Genomic DNA, 19,512 nt, shown 5'->3' with positions numbered 1-19,512 from the left:
TCCCGGGGGGGGCGTTTACCCCGGCCCGGGAAAACACACGCCCGCCCGGTGGCCGCCACGCGTTCGGGTGCCGTCCACGGGCCGTGGGGCCGGAGGTGGGGTGCGCTGCCCTCAGGGTTTGCGGGCGACCCCGCCGAGGGCGATCACCTCGCCCCGCGCGGGCGCGGTCGTGGCGTCGGGGCGCCAGTCGGTGATGGGGACGACGCCGGGGTCGAGCAGGTCCAGGCCGTCGAAGAAGCCCGCGAGTTGCCGCGGGCCGCGCAGATGGTAGGCGGCGGCGCCGGTCTCGTTGTAGAGCCGGGTCGCTTCGGCGTTCGCCCGGTTGGTGTCCACGCTGTCGTTGAAGGCGAGGTAGCTGCCCGACGGCAGCGCGCCCATCAGCGCGCCGACGATGGCACGGGCCTGGTCGTAGTCGGCGATGTGCCCGCTGACCTGCATCAGGGTGAGCGCGACCGGCTGGGACAGGTCCAGCGTCCTGGCCGCTTCCCGCAGCACGGTGTCGGGGTCGTGCAGGTCGGCGTCGACGTAGTCGGTGACGCCCTGGGGCGTGCCGGCGAGCAGTGCGTGGGCGTGGGTGAGTACCAGGGGGTCGTTGTCGACGTAGACGACCCGTGCCTCGGGGGCCACCCGCTGGGCGATCTCGTGGGTGTTGTCCGCCGTGGGGAGTCCGGTGCCGATGTCGAGGAACTGGCGGACGCCGGCCTCGCCGGCCAGGTGGCGCACGGCGCGGCCGAGGAACGCCCGCGAGTCACGGGCCAGGTCGGTGATACCGGGGAAGACCGTGCGGAAGGCGTCTCCCGCCTTGTGGTCGACGGGGTAGTTGTCCTTGCCGCCCAGCCAGTAGTTCCAGATCCGGGCCGAATGCGGCACCGTCGAGTCGATCTTCGCTAACGCCGCCGTGTCCGGGGCGGACCGATCCTGCGACACCCGACAACCTCCTTGGAGCGAACCGTTGCTGACGTTGGAAGTACCAGTGGCATACTCCCAACCTCCGCCGGAACGCGTCCAGTTGAGGGAACGTCAGGATGTCAGCGAGATACGCAGTCCGACCGTGCCCTCCTTGCCGCGGCGGATCCGGCTGCCCAGGAGGCTGAGGCGGCCGACGAGTCCGTACTTGCGGGCGAGGAGCCGGCGGTAGTGCTCGGCCGTGGCGGGGTCGACGATCTCGGCCCGGCCGGGGACCTGGTCGCCGGTCGGCTTTCCGCGCAGGTCGCAGGGGCCCACGAGAACATCGGCGCGGTTGCGGATCCTCTTGACCTTCCCGGAGTCGGCGACCGTCCAGACGCCGAGCGTCTCCGCGTCCCGCACCACCCACACCGGGGTCGCCACGGGCGTACCGTTTCTGCGGTAGCTGGTGATCAGCAGGTACTTGCCGGCGCCGAGCGTGTCGAGCGTGATCTCGTTCATGACGCGAGTGTAGGAGTGCATGCGGGCGGGCGGGCCGGGCCGTCTCCCGGCCCGCTCGCCCGCACTCCTCGCGGTCAGGACAGCTGGCCGCCGTAGTCGGGCAGCTTGAAGGTGCGCTCCGCGTGCCCGCCGACGAGGTCGCTGTCGTTGTTGCCGATGTTGGCGATGATCTTGTAGCCCTTGGCCTCGATCTCCGCGCGCTTGCTGGTCTTGTAGGCGCTGACCTCGTCGAACAGATCCGGGAGATCACGCACGTAGAGACCGGAGACGGGGTAGCCGACGGTCTTGAGGTTCCACTCGGTGAGGCTCTCGATGATGCCTGGCCGGGCGGTGACGAAGAAGATGTCGACGCCCCGGGAGCGGGCGTAGGCGGCCAGGTCGAGCGAGGGCTTCAGCGCCGGGGTGGGCAGCTGGTACCAGGGGTGGAAGTCGGTCTCCAGCGTGGTGTTGTCGATGTCGAAGACGAGGGCGAGTTTCTGTCCCGCGGTGCCCTGGGTGCGCTGCTGGACGTAGGGCTTCGCCTGGTCGATGACGGCCTTGACGTCGCGCTGCCAGGTGTCGTAGTCGACGTCGGCGGCGGCCTGGGCCGCGGTCACGCTCGCCGTGGTCCCGGCGGGGGCCGCGGCGGCGGACCCCGCGGTGCCGACAGCTCCCCCGGCACCCAGCACCACGACCACCGACACCGCACCCATCCGGCGCGCCACACCGCGTGTTCTCATGCCCGTCCCCTTCTGCGGTTGGAAGCGGCGACGGGTCCCACCGTCGCCGCGCTCGTCATGGTCATGCCCATCGATGGCGCGGAGTCAACGTGGAAGTTACCGATTGGTAGACGGTGGCTTGTGGATCAAGCCCGCGGGTCCGTCTGTCCACGGTTTTCGCCCCCGCCGCCCCTTTTCCCAGCCGGAGGCTGGGGTTTCAGGGGCGCGCGAGGAACTGCGCGATCAGCCCCCACCCGCCCGCACACGACACACCGACCCCTCAGATCCAGGCCGCCCACCTGTGAAGATCCACGTTGTGCCACCGGACGGCAACGCTCCGCTCTACATTGCGCGTTGACACACGCACCACACAGCACCTCAGGAGCCGCGCCCGTGACGCAGACCCCGCCCCTCTCGCACCGCCCCTCCGAGTCGACGACGGCGATCGAGTGGGTGAAGCTCCACCTGGACGTCGACGCCTTCGACCTGGCCCGCTTCCAGCCGTACGTCGACCGGTGCCGCACCTCCGGCATCCGGCTGACGACGCTCTCCGAGCTCGGTGACACCCCTGAGCACCGGCGGGCCCTGTACGAGCTCAACAAGGAATGCTCGGCGGACATCCCGCAGCGGGGCGAGTTCTTCACGTACGAGGAGTTCCACCGGCGGCGCTTCGACGCGCCCGGCTTCGACCCGCGGGGCGTCGTGCTCGCTCTCGACGGCGACGCCTGGATCGGGATGGCGGCCACGTCGGACCATCGGGCCTCGGGGTTCGTCTTCAACGAGATGACCGGGGTGCGGGCCCCCTACCGCCGGCGGGGCGTGTCGGTGGCGATGAAGACATACGGCATCGGGTTCCCCGGACTCTGCGGCGTGAGCACGGTCCGTACGTTCCACCATCCGCTGAACGTGTCCGCGATCGCCATGAACCGGGCGATGGGATACGTCGACGCCACGTGGTGAACGCCCGGGCCCGGCCGCACGTATGAAGGGAGGGCACTCAACGACGGGAGCCCTGGCGGTGGTTGACGCCGTTCGGCGCGGGGTTCGGGAGCCATGGAATGAGGCACGCACGACGACGGGTCGTCCGGCGAGTGACGCGGCTGGCGGCCGTCGGCGGACTGCTCTGCGGAGGACTCATGGTCACGCAGGCGGCCATGGCGAGCGAAACATCCCCGACGACCGCTCCCCCGACGAGTACGGCCCGGACCGTGGCCGACACCGGGGCGGGGCTCGCGTCCGAGCTCGGTGACTCCCGCTCGGCGGGCTCGTGGATCGGGTCCGACGGAGAGCCGGTCGTCGCGGTCACCGACGAGGAGGCGGCGGCCGAGGTGAAGGCCGCGGGCGCGCGCCCCAAGAAGGTCCGTTACAGCATGGACGACCTCAACTCGACGACGAAGAAGCTCAAGTCGGCGCCGCGCGTCGCCGGCACCTCGTGGGCCATCGACCCCTCGTCCAACGAGGTCGTGGTACGCGCCGACAGCACGGTCTCCAAGGGCGACTGGTCCCGCATGACCCGCATGGCCGAGGAGATCGGCGGCTCGGTGCGGATGGAGCGCACCGACGGCACGTTCACCACCCGGCTCAACGGCGCCCAGCCGATCTTCTCGACCGGCGGGCGCTGCTCGGTGGGCTTCAACGTCACCAACGGGCAGGGCAAGTTCATGCTCACCGCCGGGCACTGCGGGCCGGCGGGCTCCGTGTGGTTCGGCGACACCCAGGGCAACCAGCAGCTCGGCCGGACCATCACGTCCAACTTCCCGGGCGCCGACTACTCCCTCGTGCAGTACGACAACGACGACCAGAGCGAAGAGTCCAACGTGGTGGCGATCGGCCAGGGGCGCGGTGTGCGCATCACGTCGGTGGCCGATCCCACGGTCGGCCAGAAGGTGTTCCGCAGCGGCAGCACCAGCGGACTGGCCGACGGAGAGGTGACCGCGCTCAACGCGACGGTGAACTACCCGGAGGGCACGGTCACGGGACTGATCGAGACCACGGTGTGCGCCGAGCCGGGCGACAGCGGTGGTCCGCTCTTCTCGGAGAGCGTCGCGCTGGGGGTGACGTCCGGAGGGAACGGGGACTGCAAGTCCGGTGGTACGACGTTCTTCCAGCCGCTCACCAAGGCACTCACGGCGCTGAACGTGAAGCTGGCCGGGGTGTCCGGCTCCCCCTCGGGTCAGTCGGGGGGCGCGTCCCAGGGGGCCGTGCCGCCCGGGTCGGCGGAGCCTGGCGCGGTGCAGGACGTGGACGCGTCGGAAACGGTGACCACGCTGCTGGAGCGGCTCGCGGATCCGATGAACGTGGGGCCCGGGTTGCTGTTGATCGCGGGGAGTCTGGTGGCGCTGGTCGCGACGAGGTACATCCGTACGGAGGCGGAACGGAACGCGTACCGTCGGCAGTATGCGCGGAGTTGGGGCTGACGGGTTCAACAACTGACGGACCTCGCCTGCCGGGCGGGGTCCGTTGCCGTGTTCGGGTTGTTTGTGGCTGGTCGCGCCCGCGCGGCGGAGCCGCAGAACGTCACAGCCCCGCGCCCCTGTCGGGGCGCTTTCAGCTGGCCGCTGCCCACTCCAGCACCAGGCGCTGGTACTCGCGCCTCTGGTCGCCGTTGAGCGTCCCGCCGGTCCGGGACCACAGGGCCCGGATCTCCTCGTTGACCTCGGCTGCTGTTCTTTTCGGTCTTTCCAGGACGGTTTCAGGACTGGTGGACATGTTGTGAGCCTACGGTGTCGGGCGTGAGGTCCAGGTGAGTAAAGGCGACGCTTCGGACATTACGGAACGTGAAGCTGCTCACTCTGCGTTCGCACCGCCGGCCTGGGCCGTGCCGAGCACCAGCACCTGGATGGCGAGGACCGCGGCTCCTCGCGCCCAGTCGTGGAAGTCCGAGACCTTGGTCTCCAGGGGGACCGGGTCGGCGAGCGGGTGGCGGTGGGCGCGGATCGTCTCCCACACCGTGTCTCCGGCCACGTCGATGAGGCCGACGCCCTCGCCGGCGAGCACGATCTTCTGCGGCATGACGAAGTTGGAGATCTGGGCGAGCAGTGTGCCCAGCGCACGCGCCGCCTCGTCGATGACGCGGGCGGGCATGGGCTCGCCCGCCGCCGCCGCGCCGAGGATCTGCTCGTACGTGAGGTCGCGGCCGGTGGCGGCCCGGATCTGGTAGCGGATGCTGGGGATGGTGAGGAGGGAGACCGCGCTGCCTCGGGCGCCCTCGGGGGTGAGCGGGCCGTTGGGGTTCACGATCCAGTGGCGGCCGAACCCGCGGTCCTCCTCGGCGCAGGGCACTCGCCTGCCGCCGAGGACGAGACCGTAGCCGATGCCCGCCCCGATGGTGAGGACGACGAAGCGCTCCAGGCCGCGTCCGCCGCCGAACCAGGTCTCGGACTCCACGAGTGCGGCGACGTCGTTCTCGACGACGACCGGCAACCCGGTGCGCTCCTCGACGAGTTCGGCAAGCCTCACGTCGCGCCAGGAGAGGAAGGGTGACTCGTCGACCACGGCGCGGTCCTGGACGAGGCCGCCCACTCCGATGCCGATTCCCGCGAGGCCGGGGTGAGCACGAGCCAGTTCGGCGATCATCTCGCCCAGCTGGTCGGCGACGCGGTCCGGGTCGTGCGTGGTGAGCGGGCGGTCGTAGCGGGCGACGATCTCGCTCCTGAGGGTGGTGACGACCCCGTAGACCATGTCCTCGGTGATCTTGAAACCGGCGAAGGAGCGGGACTCGGCGACGATGTCGAGCGGCTGTGAGGGGCGCCCCTGCCGGACCTCGGCGAGCGGGGCGCCCTCGGGAACCTCGACGAGGAGGCCCGATTCGAGCAGTGGCTTGGTCAGCCGGGTGAGACTTCCGGCCGAGAGGCTGAGTCGCCTGGCGATCTCGGCGCGGGACAGCGGGCCGTGCACGAGCACCTCGAGCGCCACCGCGCGCTCCCCCGTGCTGAGCGGCAGCCAGCTGGCGGTACCTGTGGTCATGGACGTCAGACTCCCACATGGGTGTTTGTTTCATGATGGAAGTAACGCTCTCACTCTAGGCCGCGATCCTCGCCAGGGAAACAATCTGCGCCAAAGTCTTGACGCCACAATTGTTTCGCGCCAAAAGTAAGTGCCACCGAGGACGAGCCGCCGATGAGGGAGCCTCCCGATGACCGTCGCCTCCAGCAGCCCACCATCACGCCTGCCATTGAGCGGTGCCGAGGCCATGGCACCCGCAAGGAAGGCGAAGTCTCGCCCCGGCGGTGACGGCGCCCTCGCGGCCGTCTTCATCGCTCCGGCGATGCTGGGCTTCCTGGTGTTCCTGCTCTGGCCGACGCTCCGCGGCATCTACCTGAGCTTCACCCGCTTCAACCTGCTGACCCCGGCGGAGTGGGTGGGCCTCGACAACTACGTCCGCATGGTCAACGACCCCATCTTCTGGGACTCGTTGAAGGTCACCGTCGAGTACGTCGTCATCAACATCGGCATCCAGACGGTGGCGGCGCTCGCCATCGCCGTGCTCCTCCAGCGGCTGACCCAGTCGGCCGTGCTGCGGGGCATCGTGCTCACCCCGTATCTGATGTCGAACGTCGTCGCCGGCCTGGTCTGGCTGTGGATCCTGGACACCCAGCTCGGCATCGGCAACGAGATCATCAACGCCATCGGGTTCGACCGCATCCCGTTCCTCGCCGACGAGACCTGGGCCATCCCCACCATCGCCCTGATCAACGTCTGGCGGCACGTCGGCTACACCGCCCTGCTGCTCTTCGCGGGCCTCCAGGCGATACCCAACGACATGTACGAGGCCGCCAAGGTGGACGGCGCGAGCGAGTGGCGGACGTTCTGGCGGATCACCATGCCGCTGCTGCGCCCGGTGCTCGCGGTCGTGCTGATCATGACCGTGATCGGGTCCTTCCAGGTGTTCGACACCGTGGCGGTGACCACCGCGGGCGGCCCCGCGAACGCGACCAACGTGCTCCAGTACTACATCTACGGATCCGCCTTCGGCCGCTTCCAGTTCGGCTACGCCTCGGCGATGTCCGTCGCCCTGCTGGTCGTGCTCAGCGCGATCACCGTCCTGCAGTACCGGCTCACCCGGGCCGGCCAGAGCGACCTCGGCTGACGGAAAGGAGACACCGACATGGCTGCCGTGACCACCGCGACGACCACACCGCCGACCGTACGACCCGTCAGGCGCAGGCTCTCCCTCGGGCGAGCCGCCGCCTGGACCGTGATGGGGCTCATCCTCCTCATCACCCTGCTGCCGTTCTACTGGATCCTGCGCACCGCGCTGTCCACCAACGCGGGTCTGAGTTCCGACCCCACCAGCGCCCTCCCCGTCGACCTCACCGGCAGCGGCTTCGAACGCGCCCTCGGACTGCAGTCGGCGAAGGAGGCCATCGCGCAGGGCGGCGCCGGCGGCGGGCTCGACTTCTGGCGCTACCTGCTCAACTCGGTGGTCGTCTCGACGCTGATCACCGGCTGTCAGATCTTCTTCTCGGCGATGGCCGCGTACGCCTTCGCACGCCTGCGCTGGCGCGGCCGGGACAAGGTGTTCGGGCTGTTCCTGGCCGGACTGATGGTGCCGACCATCTTCACGCTGCTGCCGAACTTCGTGCTCATCAAGCAACTCCACCTGGTGGACACGCTGTTGGGGATCGCGCTGCCCAGCCTCTTCATGACCCCGTTCGCGGTGTTCTTCCTGCGGCAGTTCTTCATGAACATCCCCACGGAGGTCGAGGAGGCGGCGCTGCTGGACGGCGCCGGGAAGGTCAAGATCTTCTTCCGGGTGGTCCTGCCGATGGCGTCGACGCCGATCATCACGCTGTCCGTGCTGACGTACATCACCGCCTGGAACGACTACTTCTGGCCGCTGATGGTCTCCTACAGCGACAGCTCGCGCGTGCTGACCGTGGCGCTGGCGATCTTCCGGGCGCAGACCCCGGCGACCGGCGTCGACTGGTCCGGGCTCACGGCGGCCACGCTCATCGCCGCGCTGCCGATGCTGGTGCTCTTCGCCTGCTTCGCCCGCCGCATCGTCAGCTCCATCGGCTTCACCGGGATCAAGTGAGGGAACAGAAGATGCGACTGCGACTTCGTACGCTGACCGCGCTGGCCGGAACTCTGGCACTGTCCCTGGTGACCGGCTGCGCGAAGGGCGACTCCACGGGAGCGTCCGCGAACACGATCACGTACTGGCTGTGGGACGCCAACCAGTTGCCCGCCTACCAGGCCTGCGCCAAGGGGTTCGAGAAGGAGAACCCGGGGCTGAACGTCAAGATCACCCAGCTGGGCTGGAGCGACTACTGGACCAAGCTCACCGCGGGCTTCATCGCCGGCACCCAGCCGGACGTGTTCACCGACCACATCCAGAAGTTCGGCCAGTTCGCCGATCTGAAGGTGCTGGAACCGCTCGACGACCTGGACGTCAAGGCCTCCGACTACCAGCCGGGGCTCGCCGCCAACTGGATCGGCCAGGACGGCCACCGCTACGGCGCGCCCAAGGACTGGGACACCGTCGCCCTCTTCTACAACGAGAAGATGGCGAAGGACGCTGGCCTCACCGCCCAGCAACTGGGCGACCTCTCCTGGAACCCGAAGGACGGCGGCACCTTCGAGAAGGCCATCGCCCACCTCACCGTCGACCGGAACGGCAAACGGGGCGACGAGCCGGGCTTCGACAAGAAGCACGTCAAGGTGTACGGCCTGGGCACCCAGGGCGGCGGCTACGCCGACGGCCAGACACAGTGGAGCCCCTTCACCGGCTCCGCCGGGTGGAGCTACACGGACAAGGCGCGCTGGGGCACCAAGTACCAGTACGGCAGCAAGACCTTCCAGTCGACCATCAAGTGGTACTTCGGCCTGGCGAAGAAGGGCTACATGGCTCCCTTCTCCGACTACAACGTCCAGTCCAACCAGGGCAACACACAGATGGCCGCGGGGAAGGCCGCCGCCGTGTTCGACGGCGCGTGGATGATCTCCACGTACAACGGCTTCAAGGGCAAGGACATCAAGACCGCCCTCACGCCCGCCGGCCCGACCGGCAAGCGCGCCACCATGATGAACGGCCTCGCCGACTCCATCACCAAGGCCTCCAAGAACAAGGCGGGCGCCCGGAAGTGGGTGAAGTACCTGTCCTCCGACCAGTGCCAGACCGTCGTCGGCAAGTACGGGGTCGTCTTCCCCGCCACCCCGGCCGGCACCGAGGCCGCCATCGCGGCCTACAAGAAGAAGGGCATCGACGTCTCCGCCTTCACCGAACCCGTGGCCGACAAGAAGGACTTCCGGACCTTCTCCTACCCGATCACCAACTACGCGGCGGACGTGCAGGCGCTCATGCAGCCCGAGATGGAGGCCGTCTACGGCACCGGCAAGCCGGTGAGCAGCCTCAACGAGACCAACGACCAGATCAATCTCATCCTCGACCAGTGAAGGGCTCGCCTTACATGACGTTCTCCCTCGGCATCGTCGGCGCCGGCCAGTTCTCCGGCCAGTTCGCGAAGCTGTTCCTGGCCCACCCCGGGGTCAGCGACGTGTACGTCACCGACCTCCTGCCGGAACGGGCCGAGCAACTCGCCGCCGCCGAAGGCCTGACCGGCACCTTCCCCTCGTACGAGGCGATGCTGGAGTCGGCGGCCGTCGACGCGGTCGCCCTCTTCACCCAGCGCTGGACGCACGGCCCGCTGGTGGTGCGGGGCCTGAACGCCGGCAAGCACGTGTACTCGGCCGTTCCCATGGCGATCACCACGGAGGAGATCGCCGCGATCATCGACGCCGTCAAGGCGACCGGGCTGACCTACATGATGGGTGAGACCAGCCAGTACAACCCGGCGACCGTGCACGCCCGCAACCAGATCGCCCAGGGCGCCTTCGGGCGGATCTTCTACGCCGAGGGCGACTACGTCCACGACATGGACCTCGGCTTCTACGAGGCGTACCAGTACAGCGGTGGTGAGAACTGGAAGGCCACCGCCAGCTATCCGCCGCTGCTGTACCCGACGCACTCGGTGGGCGGGGTACTCGGGGCCTGGCAGACGCACGCGGTGAGCGTGTCCGCGATCGGGGTCGTCGACGGGCGCGGGGACGGTGTCTTCGACAAGGACGTCAGCCAGTTCGGCAACGACGTCTCCAACGCCACCGCGCTGTTCGAGGTCGCGGGCGGCGGCTCCTTCCGTACGAACGAGTTCCGGCGCGTCGGCTATCCCTCGCACATACGAGAGTCACGTTTCCGGTTCTTCGGGACGGAGGCCAGCATGGAGCAGCTCGCCACGGTGGCCCTGTGGCAGGACAAGAAGGGGGTGAACGACATCAGCGAGCTGCTGGAGCCCAAGCCCACCCTGTCTCCTGACGACCCGTCTCTCCAGCACATCGCGCCGGACCTGCGGGCCGCCTTCACCTCCGGGTCGGCGCCCGTGCACGACCGCTCGCGCCTGCCGCGGGAGTTCGACAACCTCCACAACGGGCACGAGGGCAGCCACCACTTCCTCGTGGACGACTTCGTGACCGCGGTCAACACACGGACGCTGCCGTCGGTGAACGCATGGGTGGCCGCCCGCTACACCCTGCCGGGCATCGTCGCGCACGAGTCCGCGCGGCAGGGCGGGGCGAGGCTGGAGATCCCCGACTTCGGGGACGCGCCCGAGGCGTGACGCCCCCGTCCGGCGTGGAGAACGACCTCGCCGGAGTGAGCCGGGTACCTGTGTCCGTCAGGTGCCCGGCTTGCGGCCGTACACGTAGACGTCGTCGCCCGTCTTCAGCAGCGACCAGTACTTCTTGGCGGCGGTCTTGGTCATGTTGACGCAGCCGTGCGAGCCCGGCGGGTTCCACATGCTGACGCCGACCGAGTGGAAGGCCTGGCCGCCGTCGAAGAACTGGCTGTAGGGCATGGGCACGTTGTAGATCGACGAGACGTGGTCGATGTCCCGCCAGTAGATCTTCTTGAGCCCGGTGCGGGTCTCGTAGCCGTCACGGCCGGTGCGCACCGGTACCGGTCCGTACACGAGCCGGGCGCCGTCCTGGACCCAGCTCAGCTGGAGCGTGAGGTTGACGCAGGCGATGCGGCCCTTGTTGACGGGGCACCTGCCGTCCCTGTTGGGGTTGGTGCCGACGGCCTTCTGCTTGAGCATGAGGTCCATGACGCCCCAGGTGACGGAGCCCGCGTAGCCGATGTTCGGCGTGATCCCGTGCTTGGTCTGGAACGCCTTGATCGCCTGGCAGTCGGTGGCGGACTGCCTGCCGTCGACGGGCCGGCCGAGGAACTTCTCGACCTGCTTCTGGTACGGGCCGGTCGACGTGGTGCAGCTCGCGGCCTGCGCGGGCGCGGTACCCAGTGCGAGTGTCAGCGGTGCCACCAGTCCGGTGATTCCGAGTGCGACGGCGCCCCGTCTGCGTATGTCCCCCATGGCGGACCTTTCTCTGCGTGTGGTCAGTGCCCGATTCTGCTTCCTAGACACGCCTCCCCGGGAGGGGGTTGTGGGAAGGCTCACGCTGAGACGAAACGGTGACACGTCGCGATGATCACACTGCGGGGAATTCACTCGGTTTTCCGTTCGGGCACCGCATCGCGGGGATAGAGTTCTCCTCATGACCAACAGCGATTCCATATCCCGCGTGGCCCTGAAGAAAATCACCCCCGATGTGTCCGGATCGATGGGCTCCCTGCATGCCGCGGCTGTTTCCGCTGCCCAGGACGCGAAGGTCGAGCCGGAACTCCTGGAACTCATCAGGATTCGCGCGTCGCAGATCAACGGCTGCGCGTTCTGCCTCGACATGCACACCAAGGACGCCCGCGCCCAGGGCGAGACCGAGCAGCGGATCTACGCCCTGAACGCCTGGCGGGAGACCCCGTTCTTCAACGCGCGGGAGCGCGCCGCCCTGGCGCTGACCGAGGCGGTGACCCTGGTGCACGACGGGCACGTGCCCGACGCGGTGTACGCGGAGGCCGCGGAGGTGTTCGACGACCAGCAGGTCGCCGCGCTGATCTGGGCGGCCACGGTCATCAACGCGTACAACCGGATCGCGATCGCCACGCGGATGGTTCCGGGGGCCTACCAGCCCGTCCCGAAGAAGGACTGATTCCCTCAGCCGGAATCTCGGGCAGAAATTTTCCGTTATTCGGGCACGTTTAATCGCGCCGGGCCGTGTTGAATTCGGCCCGGCGCTTCTTTGTCCCCTCGGGTTCGGTTTGAATTCAGCCGCCCGGATTCAGTGGTCCGGCAACGGATCCATCATGTCGTCCAGCCACTGCTGCCATTCCGGGGCGTGCGCAGCGGGGCCCGCGGTCATCGGGCGGCCGCACCAGGCGCTCACCGGACGGATCCCGTGCAGGGCGTTGACGAGCCACACCTCACGGCCGTCCAGCTCCGCCAGGGTGCGCTCGTGGTGGGCGACCCGGATGCCGGTGCGCGCGGCCCGTTCCTGGACCAGTGCCGTGGTCACCCCGGCGAGGACGGGCAGGCGTGGCGGCGGCATGCACAGAGTGTCGTCCTCCCACCACAGCAGGCTGGAGTTCGCCGCCTCCAGCACCACCCCGGAGGGCGCGATCAGCACCGCCTCGTCCGCGTCCACCCCGGCGGCCCGGCCGCGGACCCGGGCCAGCGCGTCCAGGTCCGGTCCCTTGCGCCGGGGCACGGTGCGTGGGTCGGCCTGCCCCGCCGCCCACACCCGTACGTCCGTGCGGAGCGGCGGCGCGTGGCGCAGCAGCAGCCGCAGCTCCAGGGAGCCGGCCGCGAGCTCCACGCGGGGGAACCACTTCCCCGTGCGCGGCAGCGCGGCGGTCATGTCGTGCCAGAACTCGATGAGCCGCCGCAAGGGAGGCGCGCCGCACTCGCCGCAGGCCCGCAGGAAGCGCTCACGGTGCCGCTCGAAGCCGCGCACCCGCCCGTCGCTGACCAGCCAGGAGTCCGCGACGAGCAGTCGTCCGCCCTGCGCCGGTGCGGGTGTCAGACCGCGGTTGGGTGACCACGCCAACAGTCCCTCCGCGATGGCAGGTTGTGTCAATGGGGTTCCCTTCAGTACTTGCGGCCGGCGGCGGCCGGAGAGCCGTGCCGGGGTCCGTAGGGTGCGTGCTCCAGCCAGGCCCCGCATCGTGGCACGACGGGGGCGAGGGCCGCCGCCGCGCGCTGCTTGACGCGCACGATGCGCCGGTGGGGCCGCAGGTGCTCCAGGGCCGTCCCGGCGGCTTCGCTGTTGAACAGACCCGCCTGGCGCCGGAGTTCGGCGAAGGAGGCGACTGCCTCGGGCGTGCCCTCGGCGACGGCCCGCGCGGCGGCGGCCGCGTCCGCGATGCCGCTGTTCATGCCGCGCGCCCCGAAGGGCGGGAAGAGGTGGGCCGCCTCCCCGACGAGCAGCACCCGGCGGGCCGGATCGGTGAAGGAGGCCGCGACCTTGCGCAGGAAGCGGTACGTCGACACCCACAGGATCCGTTCGTCGTACCCGTCGCCCACGACGGAGGGCAGCCAGCGCCGTACGGCGTCCTCGGTGCCGTACTCCTCCTGCCGGTCGTCGTCGCGGCACTGCAGGTCCACCTGGAAGCCGCCGGTGAACGGCACACGCATCACGCTGCGGCCGTCCAGGCCGGGGTGCTCGTAGTGGAAGACACGCTCCAGCGGCAGCTCGGCCCCCGGGATGTCGGCCACGTCCACGACGACATGGAAGCCGTCACCGTGGGTGCCCTCCATGGCGATGCCGAGTTCGCGCCGTACGGTCGAGCGGGCGCCGTCGGCGGCGACCGCGTGGGTGCCGGTCCACACGCGGCCGTCCTCGTCGGTGAGAGCGACCTCGTCCTGGGTCGCGCGCACGCCCGCGATCCGGGCGCCCCACACGAACTCCACGCCGGCGTCCTCGCAGGCGGTGAGCAGGAACCGCTCGGTGTCCACCTGGCGCAGGCTGGTGAAGGGCGGCAGGCCCGTGGGCGGTGGGAAGGTGCGGGCGTACACCTCGCGCCCCCGGTAGAGGGTGCGTTTGGTGTGCCAGGTCTGTCCGTACGCGGTGATCTCGGCGGCGAGTCCCGGACGCATCCCGTCGAGGAGTTGAAGGGTCTCGCGGTGCACGAACAGGGCGCGGCTGCCCGGCCGTTCGCGGCCTTCGGGGTCCGCCTCCAGGAGCGTCACCTCCAGGTCGTGGGCCCTCAGGGCGAGGGCCGCCGACAGACCCACGGGTCCGGCGCCGACGACGAGGATCCGGCTCATGCCACCGTGCTCTCGGCCAGCATGCGGGTGATCTCGACCCGCTTCACCTTCCACGTGGACGTCATCGGCAGGTCCTCGAACTTCCACTGACGGGGCTCGGCCATCGAGGGCAGGTCGGCCGTGGCCTCCTGCCAGCGGTCCATGTCGAGGGGCCGCTCGCCGCGCACGCACACCACGGGGACGGGTTCGCGGTCCGCGCCCGGCACGATGACGACCTCGCGCAGTTCCTCCAGGCGGGACATCAGTGTGTCCTCGACCTCCAGGTTGCTGTGCACGGAGTCGATCTGGTCGATCTCGCGGTCGATCAGGTACAGGGCGCCCCAGCGGCTCTGGTAGCCCATGTCGCCCATCTCCCACCAGCCGTCGTTGAGCTGGCGGAGGTAACGGTCGCGGGCGCCGAGGTAGGTCAGGATGCGGCCACGGGTACGGGCCTCGATACGGCCCGCCTCACCGGGCCCGACCCGCCGGCCGGAGCCGTCGGCGACCCGTACCCGGGTGAAGCCGGGGATGCCGATGCCGACGCGGCGGCCGTCGGCGCGGGCCGCGCTGCGGCGGGTGAACCACTGGAAGGCGACCGGGCCCGTCTCGCTCTGCCCGTACAACTGGATGAGCCACGGCGAGCGCCGCTGCGAGGCGTCCAGGAGCCGCTGCACGGTGCGCGGGTGGATCGCGTCGAACGTCGAGCCGTACGACCGGACGCGCGACAGCGGCGCTCCCGGCGCGCCCACCAACTCCTCCCACAGGACGAAGGTGTTGGGGTGGGTCTCCACGATGCCGGGGCGGTGCCGGGCAAGGATCGGGCCCACGGACGCCGGGGCAGGGTCGACGATCAGCACCAGCGGGCTGCCGAAGTGCAGCAGCACACCGAGCAGGTGGTAGAAGCGCGAGTGCACGAACGACATGTGCAGGGCGGCGGTCTCACCGCGCGTGGGCCAGCCCATGGCCTTCTGCGGCACGAGCCGGTTCCACATGGTGTTGGGGCAGTGCACGGCGAGCTTGGGGAGGCCGGTCGTCCCCGAGCTGTGGGTGATCAGCGAGGCCTCCCGGGGGTGGAGGCGTACCGGCGCGGGGGTCGCTGCACCCGCGTACTTCTCCAGCGGCTCGGCTCCGGGCGCGTCGTCCACGGAGAGCGTGCGCCGTACGACGTCGGACAGCTCGACGTCCTTGAGCGGCCCTTCCAGCTTGGCTCTGTCGGTGATCAGCCAGGGGCGGTGGAGGCGTTCGAGGAGCTGGCCGACCACCGGGCCCGCGAGTCCCGGTGAGAGGAGGACGGGGACGGCGCCGATCCTGGAGACGGCACAGGTCAGCAGGACGATGTCGACGTTGTCCGTCTTGTGGACGACCACTTCCTCCGAGGGCCGCACCCCCGCCTCCCAGAGGCGGCCGGAGAGTTCGTCGACGACGTCGGCCAGCACCGTGTAGCTGAGGTCGACGCCGAGGCCGGGGTTGACGTCGAGCGGGCGGTCGAGGGTGACGAAGACGGCACCGTGGCGGTCGGCGGCCTCCCGGAGCATCGTGCCGAGGTAGAAGCCACGGTCGGTGGGGAACAGGGGCTGCGGCTGTCGCATGCGCCCAATCCTTTCTGCGGGGGCCATGGTCACCACGCGCCCTGGCGGACGAGGTGGCGGCGGAGCTTGCCGGTGGAGGTGCGAGGCAGGGACGGGACGAAGCTGACGCTGCGGGGGACCTTGAAGGCGGCCAGCTTGTCGCGGGCCAGACAGATGAGTTCGGCCTCCAGACCCGCCGGGATCGGGGTGGCGGGGACGACGAAGGCCCGCAGCCGGCTGGCGCCGCGCTCGTCGGCCACGGCGGCGACGGCCACCTCCCGGACCGCCGGGTGGGTGCGCAGGAGTGCCTCCACCTCCAGCGGGGAGACGGTGATGCCGCCGACCATCTCCATGTCGTCGGCCCGGCCGAGGTGCCGGAAGGTGCCGTCGGTCTCGCGGCGGGCCCGGTCACGGGTGTTGAGCCAGCCGCCGACGAGGGTGCGCTCGGTCTCCTCGGGGCGGTTGAGGTAGCCGGGGGTCAGCGTCGGGCCACGGACCCAGAGTTCGCCGGCCTCGCCGTCGGGGACCTGGCTGCCCGCGCGGTCGCGCAGTTCGACCTCGAAGCCGGGGACGGGGCGGCCGACGGTGCCGGGGTGGTTGTGCTCGAAGCTGTTGGCGCAGAAGGCGTGCCCGGCCTCGGTCGAGCCGATCTGTTCCAGCACGGGCGCGCCGAGCAGCTCGGTGACCTGCTTGCCGAGCCCCGCGGGCATGCCCTCACCGGCCGACACGGCGGCACGCACCGAGGCGAAGCACGTCTCGTGCCCGTTGCCCCGCTCGGCGACGAGCGCGGCGTACGCGGACGGCACGGAGTACAGCAGGGTCACGCGGTGCCGGGCGACGAGTTCGTCCACGGCGGCCGGGGTGGGGCGGCGGTCCACCAGGACGGCGGAGGAGCCCGAGAAGAGCGGGAAGACGAACGCGTTGCCGAAGCCGTAGGCGAAGTACAGCTTGGACACCGACAGGGTGACGTCGTCCTCGGTGACGCGCAGCAACCGCCTGCCGATGAGGTCGTGGTACGTCTTCGGGTCGCCGTGGCGGTGGAGAACTCCCTTGGGGCGGCCCGTGGTTCCGGAGGTGTACTGGATGTAGAGCGGCGTGTGGGCGTCGACCGGGTGGGCGTCGGCGTGTGGTTCGGCGGTCGTGGCGAGCGCGATCAGCTGGTCCGCGCCGAGGCGGGAGCGCCGGGGGAAGCGGTCATCGAGGCCGGGACCGGTCACGCAGAGGGCGGCCTCGGTGTCGTCCGCCATGAACTGATGCTCGGGCGGGGTGAGTTCGGGGTTGGCAAGCACGGCGACGGCGCCGAGCCGGGCGGTGGCGAGGAAGGCCGCCACCCAGGCCACGGAGTCGGGCAGGGCGAGCAGCACCCGGTCGCCGGGACGCACGCCGTGGTCGGTGAGCACGGTGGCCGCGCGGGCCGCGAGGTCGTGCACCTCGCCGTGGGTGAAGGCGCGGTGGCCCTGGTGGAACGCCACCCGGTGGGTCCACTCGCGGCGCTCGGAGAGCGCGACGAGATGGGCGGCGAGGTTGCCGGGGGCGGACATGTCGGCGGGGACGAGAGTGGACTGCGGCATCGTCATCGGGCCGGCTCCTCGGCGGCGGCCCTGAGGGCGGAGCGCTCGGTCTGCTGCTCGTGGGCGCGGATCTGGGCCGCGGTCTTCAGCAGCATCTCGTCGTACTCGGCGACCGGGTCGGAGTCGAGGACGATCGCGCCGCCGGCCCCGAGGTGCATACGGCCGCCGGTGAACACGGCGGTGCGGATGACGATGTTGAGGTCGGCGCCGCCGCCGCACCCGAAGTAGCCGAGGGCACCGGAGTACACGCCGCGGGCCTCGGTCTCCAGTTCGTCGATGATCTCCATGGTGCGCAGCTTGGGCGCGCCGGTCATCGATCCGCCGGGGAAGCAGGCGCGGACGCAGTCCACCGCGCCGGTGCCCTCGCGCAGCCGTCCCTCGACGGTGGAGACCAGCTGGTGCACGGTGGCGTAGGTCTCGGTGGCCATCAGACGGGAGACGCGGACGCTCCCGGTGGTGCTGACGCGGCCCAGGTCGTTGCGGAGCAGGTCGACGATCATGAGGTTCTCGGCGCGCGTCTTGGCGTCCGCCGCCAGTTCGTCGCGCAGCCGGGCGTCCTCGTCGGGCGTCGCGCCGCGGGGTGCGGTTCCCTTGATGGGCTTGGCCTCGGCGGTGCCGTCCCGGGTGATCCGCAGGAAGCGCTCGGGGGAAGCGCCGGCCACGTCGAGGTCCCCGAACCTGAGGAAGGCCGCGTACGGTGCCGGGTTGAGGCGCCGCAGCACCCGGTAGTAGTCGTACGGGTCGTACGGTGCCGCTAACCGGGCGGCGTTGGTGAGGCAGACCTCGTAGCTGGTGCCCGCCCTGAGTTCGCGCCTGCAGGCCTCGATGTCCGCGAGGTAGGTGGCCCGGTCGCGGACCAGCCAGGGCTCGGCGGCGGCCGGGTTCGACTCGGCGGGTGTGGCCGGGGCCGGGTCGGCGGGCGCCACGAAGGTGAGCTGGGCGGTGGCGGTGTCGAGCCAGTCGGCGGCCGCGCGCGCCGCCTGGGTGGTGTCCTCGGCGAGGCAGACGGCGTAGGTGCAGCCCTCCTCGTGGTCCACGGCGATCAGCCGGTCGGCGAACAGCCAGCAGGAGTCGGGGGTTTCGGCCCGGTGGCGGTTCGGGGAGCCGCAGTCGGCCTTCGTCTCGTAGCCGAAGTAGCCGACGTAGCCGCCGGTGAAGTCGAAGGGCAGCCCGGTGCCGTCGACGCGACGGGTCGTCAACTGCCGCTTCAGGTAGTCGAAGATGCTCGCCCGGACCTTGCGCGGGGGCTGTCCGGGCCGCTCGACCTCGCAGACGCCGGCCTCGACGTCGTAGCGCACGAACTCGGCCAGCGGGCCGGTGCCGTCGCCGAAGAACGAGAAGCGGGCCCGGCCCTCCTCCACCTGGGCGCTGTCGAGCCAGAACGCGCGGGGCGCGTCGGCGCACATACGGGTGAAGGCGGCCTCGGCGTCGATCGCCGTGGCGATACGACGGGTGTGCAGCCGGTAGGTCGGGCTGGGGGCCCGCCGCTGGCGGGGGATGGCCGCCGCGGTGGGGGTGACCGCGGTGTTCTTCGTCCGTGGCCGGGAGGCCCGTTCCGCCGTCATGTTGCGGAAGTTGACGAGCATGCGGTGGCCGTAGTCGGTGAGCACGGACTCGGGGTGGAACTGCACGCCCCACAGCGGCCGGGTGCGGTGCCGCAGGCCCATGACAACCCCGTCCTCGGACCAGGCGGTGGCCTCCAGGGTCTCGGGCAGCGGTTCGCTCACCGCCAGCGAGTGGTAGCGGACGGCGGTGAAGTTCTGCGGCAGCCCCTTGAAGAGGTCCCGGCCGTCGTGGCGTACGGCGGAGAGGAACCCGTGGCGGGGCTCGGGCGCGGGCTCCACGTTGCCCCGCTCCCCCACGGCGATGCCCTGGTGACCCAGGCAGACGCCGAGGACGGGGACGGTGGCCCGGGCGATGACCCGTGCGGCGATGCCGAAGTCCCGGGGCTCCGCGGGGTGTCCGGGTCCCGGCGACACCACGACGTTGTCGAATTCCGCGAGGTCCGGAATACCGTCGGGCGGGGTGTCGTTCAGGACCACCACCGGTTCCTCACCGTTGACCTCGGCGATCAACTGGAACAGGTTATACGTGTACGAGTCGTAATTGTCGATGAGCAGGGTCTTCACCCGCC

At 70.2% G+C, this 19,512-nt stretch carries 18 protein-coding genes; 7 read left to right on the top strand and 11 right to left on the bottom strand.

Features of this window, described 5'->3' with window-relative positions; translation table 11 throughout:
* Nucleotides 1-111: 111 nt before the first annotated feature.
* The 3 genes from AB0959_RS45555 to AB0959_RS45545 all read right to left on the bottom strand — a co-directional run bounded on the left by AB0959_RS45555 (nt 112) and on the right by AB0959_RS45545 (nt 2,126).
* The gene (locus AB0959_RS45555) at nt 112-927 is read right to left on the bottom strand and encodes an SAM-dependent methyltransferase (RefSeq protein ID WP_366832794.1); all 816 of its coding nucleotides are present in this window, start codon (nt 925-927) and stop codon (nt 112-114) included.
* A gap of 93 nt (nt 928-1,020) precedes the next feature.
* Complete coding sequence (locus AB0959_RS45550) at nt 1,021-1,407, bottom strand: PPOX class F420-dependent oxidoreductase (protein ID WP_366832793.1); 387 nt, start codon at nt 1,405-1,407, stop codon at nt 1,021-1,023.
* 74 nt (nt 1,408-1,481) lie between these two features.
* Complete coding sequence (locus AB0959_RS45545; protein WP_366832792.1) at nt 1,482-2,126, bottom strand: HAD family acid phosphatase; 645 nt, start codon at nt 2,124-2,126, stop codon at nt 1,482-1,484.
* 372 nt (nt 2,127-2,498) lie between these two features.
* On the opposite strand from AB0959_RS45545, the gene AB0959_RS45540 reads away from it, so the two are divergent.
* Complete coding sequence (locus tag AB0959_RS45540; RefSeq protein ID WP_366832791.1) at nt 2,499-3,065, top strand: GNAT family N-acetyltransferase; 567 nt, start codon at nt 2,499-2,501, stop codon at nt 3,063-3,065.
* A 98-nt stretch (nt 3,066-3,163) separates the two neighbouring features.
* A complete protein-coding gene (locus AB0959_RS45535) occupies nt 3,164-4,522 on the top strand; it encodes a S1 family peptidase (RefSeq protein WP_366832790.1) in 1,359 nt (452 codons plus the stop codon).
* Nucleotides 4,523-4,652: 130 nt separating this feature from the next.
* On the opposite strand, the gene AB0959_RS45530 is transcribed toward AB0959_RS45535, so the two are convergent.
* Nucleotides 4,653-4,814, bottom strand: a complete 162-nt coding sequence (locus tag AB0959_RS45530; RefSeq protein WP_366832789.1) for a hypothetical protein — start codon at nt 4,812-4,814, stop codon at nt 4,653-4,655.
* A gap of 78 nt (nt 4,815-4,892) precedes the next feature.
* On the bottom strand, nt 4,893-6,071 hold the full coding sequence (locus AB0959_RS45525) for an ROK family transcriptional regulator (RefSeq protein ID WP_366832788.1): 1,179 nt from the start codon (nt 6,069-6,071) through the stop codon (nt 4,893-4,895).
* 169 nt (nt 6,072-6,240) lie between these two features.
* Between AB0959_RS45525 and AB0959_RS45520 the strand changes: the two genes are divergently transcribed.
* The 4 genes from AB0959_RS45520 to AB0959_RS45505 are packed head-to-tail and all read left to right on the top strand — an operon-like array spanning nt 6,241 to nt 10,720.
* Nucleotides 6,241-7,194: a sugar ABC transporter permease gene (locus AB0959_RS45520; protein WP_366832787.1), complete on the top strand. Its 954-nt coding sequence runs from the start codon at nt 6,241-6,243 to the stop codon at nt 7,192-7,194.
* An 18-nt stretch (nt 7,195-7,212) separates the two neighbouring features.
* On the top strand, nt 7,213-8,142 hold the full coding sequence (locus AB0959_RS45515; protein WP_366832786.1) for a carbohydrate ABC transporter permease: 930 nt from the start codon (nt 7,213-7,215) through the stop codon (nt 8,140-8,142).
* 11 nt (nt 8,143-8,153) lie between these two features.
* Nucleotides 8,154-9,503 (top strand): sugar ABC transporter substrate-binding protein, encoded by a 1,350-nt coding sequence (locus AB0959_RS45510; protein ID WP_366832785.1) that lies wholly within the window; start codon nt 8,154-8,156, stop codon nt 9,501-9,503.
* Nucleotides 9,504-9,517: 14 nt separating this feature from the next.
* Nucleotides 9,518-10,720: a Gfo/Idh/MocA family oxidoreductase gene (locus AB0959_RS45505; RefSeq protein ID WP_366832784.1), complete on the top strand. Its 1,203-nt coding sequence runs from the start codon at nt 9,518-9,520 to the stop codon at nt 10,718-10,720.
* Nucleotides 10,721-10,777: 57 nt separating this feature from the next.
* On the opposite strand, the gene AB0959_RS45500 is transcribed toward AB0959_RS45505, so the two are convergent.
* Nucleotides 10,778-11,473 (bottom strand): L,D-transpeptidase, encoded by a 696-nt coding sequence (locus tag AB0959_RS45500; RefSeq protein WP_366832783.1) that lies wholly within the window; start codon nt 11,471-11,473, stop codon nt 10,778-10,780.
* 181 nt (nt 11,474-11,654) lie between these two features.
* Here AB0959_RS45500 and AB0959_RS45495 point away from each other — a divergent pair, with 181 nt between their 5' ends.
* Nucleotides 11,655-12,146, top strand: a complete 492-nt coding sequence (locus tag AB0959_RS45495; protein WP_366832782.1) for a carboxymuconolactone decarboxylase family protein — start codon at nt 11,655-11,657, stop codon at nt 12,144-12,146.
* 129 nt (nt 12,147-12,275) lie between these two features.
* On the opposite strand, the gene AB0959_RS45490 is transcribed toward AB0959_RS45495, so the two are convergent.
* Genes AB0959_RS45490 through pabB form a run of 5 tightly spaced genes read right to left on the bottom strand, consistent with a single transcriptional unit; the run spans nt 12,276 to nt 19,507 of the window.
* The gene (locus tag AB0959_RS45490) at nt 12,276-13,070 is read right to left on the bottom strand and encodes an aminotransferase class IV (protein WP_366832781.1); all 795 of its coding nucleotides are present in this window, start codon (nt 13,068-13,070) and stop codon (nt 12,276-12,278) included.
* Nucleotides 13,071-13,081: 11 nt separating this feature from the next.
* Nucleotides 13,082-14,260 (bottom strand): FAD-dependent monooxygenase, encoded by a 1,179-nt coding sequence (locus AB0959_RS45485; protein ID WP_366832780.1) that lies wholly within the window; start codon nt 14,258-14,260, stop codon nt 13,082-13,084.
* Nucleotides 14,257-15,828, bottom strand: a complete 1,572-nt coding sequence (locus AB0959_RS45480; RefSeq protein WP_366832779.1) for an AMP-binding protein — start codon at nt 15,826-15,828, stop codon at nt 14,257-14,259. Before AB0959_RS45480 ends, AB0959_RS45485 begins: the two co-directional genes overlap by 4 nt.
* Before the next feature lie 29 nt (nt 15,829-15,857).
* A complete protein-coding gene (locus AB0959_RS45475) occupies nt 15,858-17,384 on the bottom strand; it encodes a benzoate-CoA ligase family protein (protein WP_366832778.1) in 1,527 nt (508 codons plus the stop codon).
* Nucleotides 17,381-19,507: an aminodeoxychorismate synthase component I gene (pabB, locus tag AB0959_RS45470; RefSeq protein WP_366832777.1), complete on the bottom strand. Its 2,127-nt coding sequence runs from the start codon at nt 19,505-19,507 to the stop codon at nt 17,381-17,383. Before pabB ends, AB0959_RS45475 begins: the two co-directional genes overlap by 4 nt.
* Nucleotides 19,508-19,512: the final 5 nt, after the last annotated feature.

The organism is Streptomyces sp. NPDC046862, from assembly GCF_040704615.1.
Lineage (GTDB): Bacteria > Actinomycetota > Actinomycetes > Streptomycetales > Streptomycetaceae > Streptomyces.
Note: the sequence above shows the minus strand (reverse complement) of the source record. Positions and strands in the feature narration are given on the sequence as shown.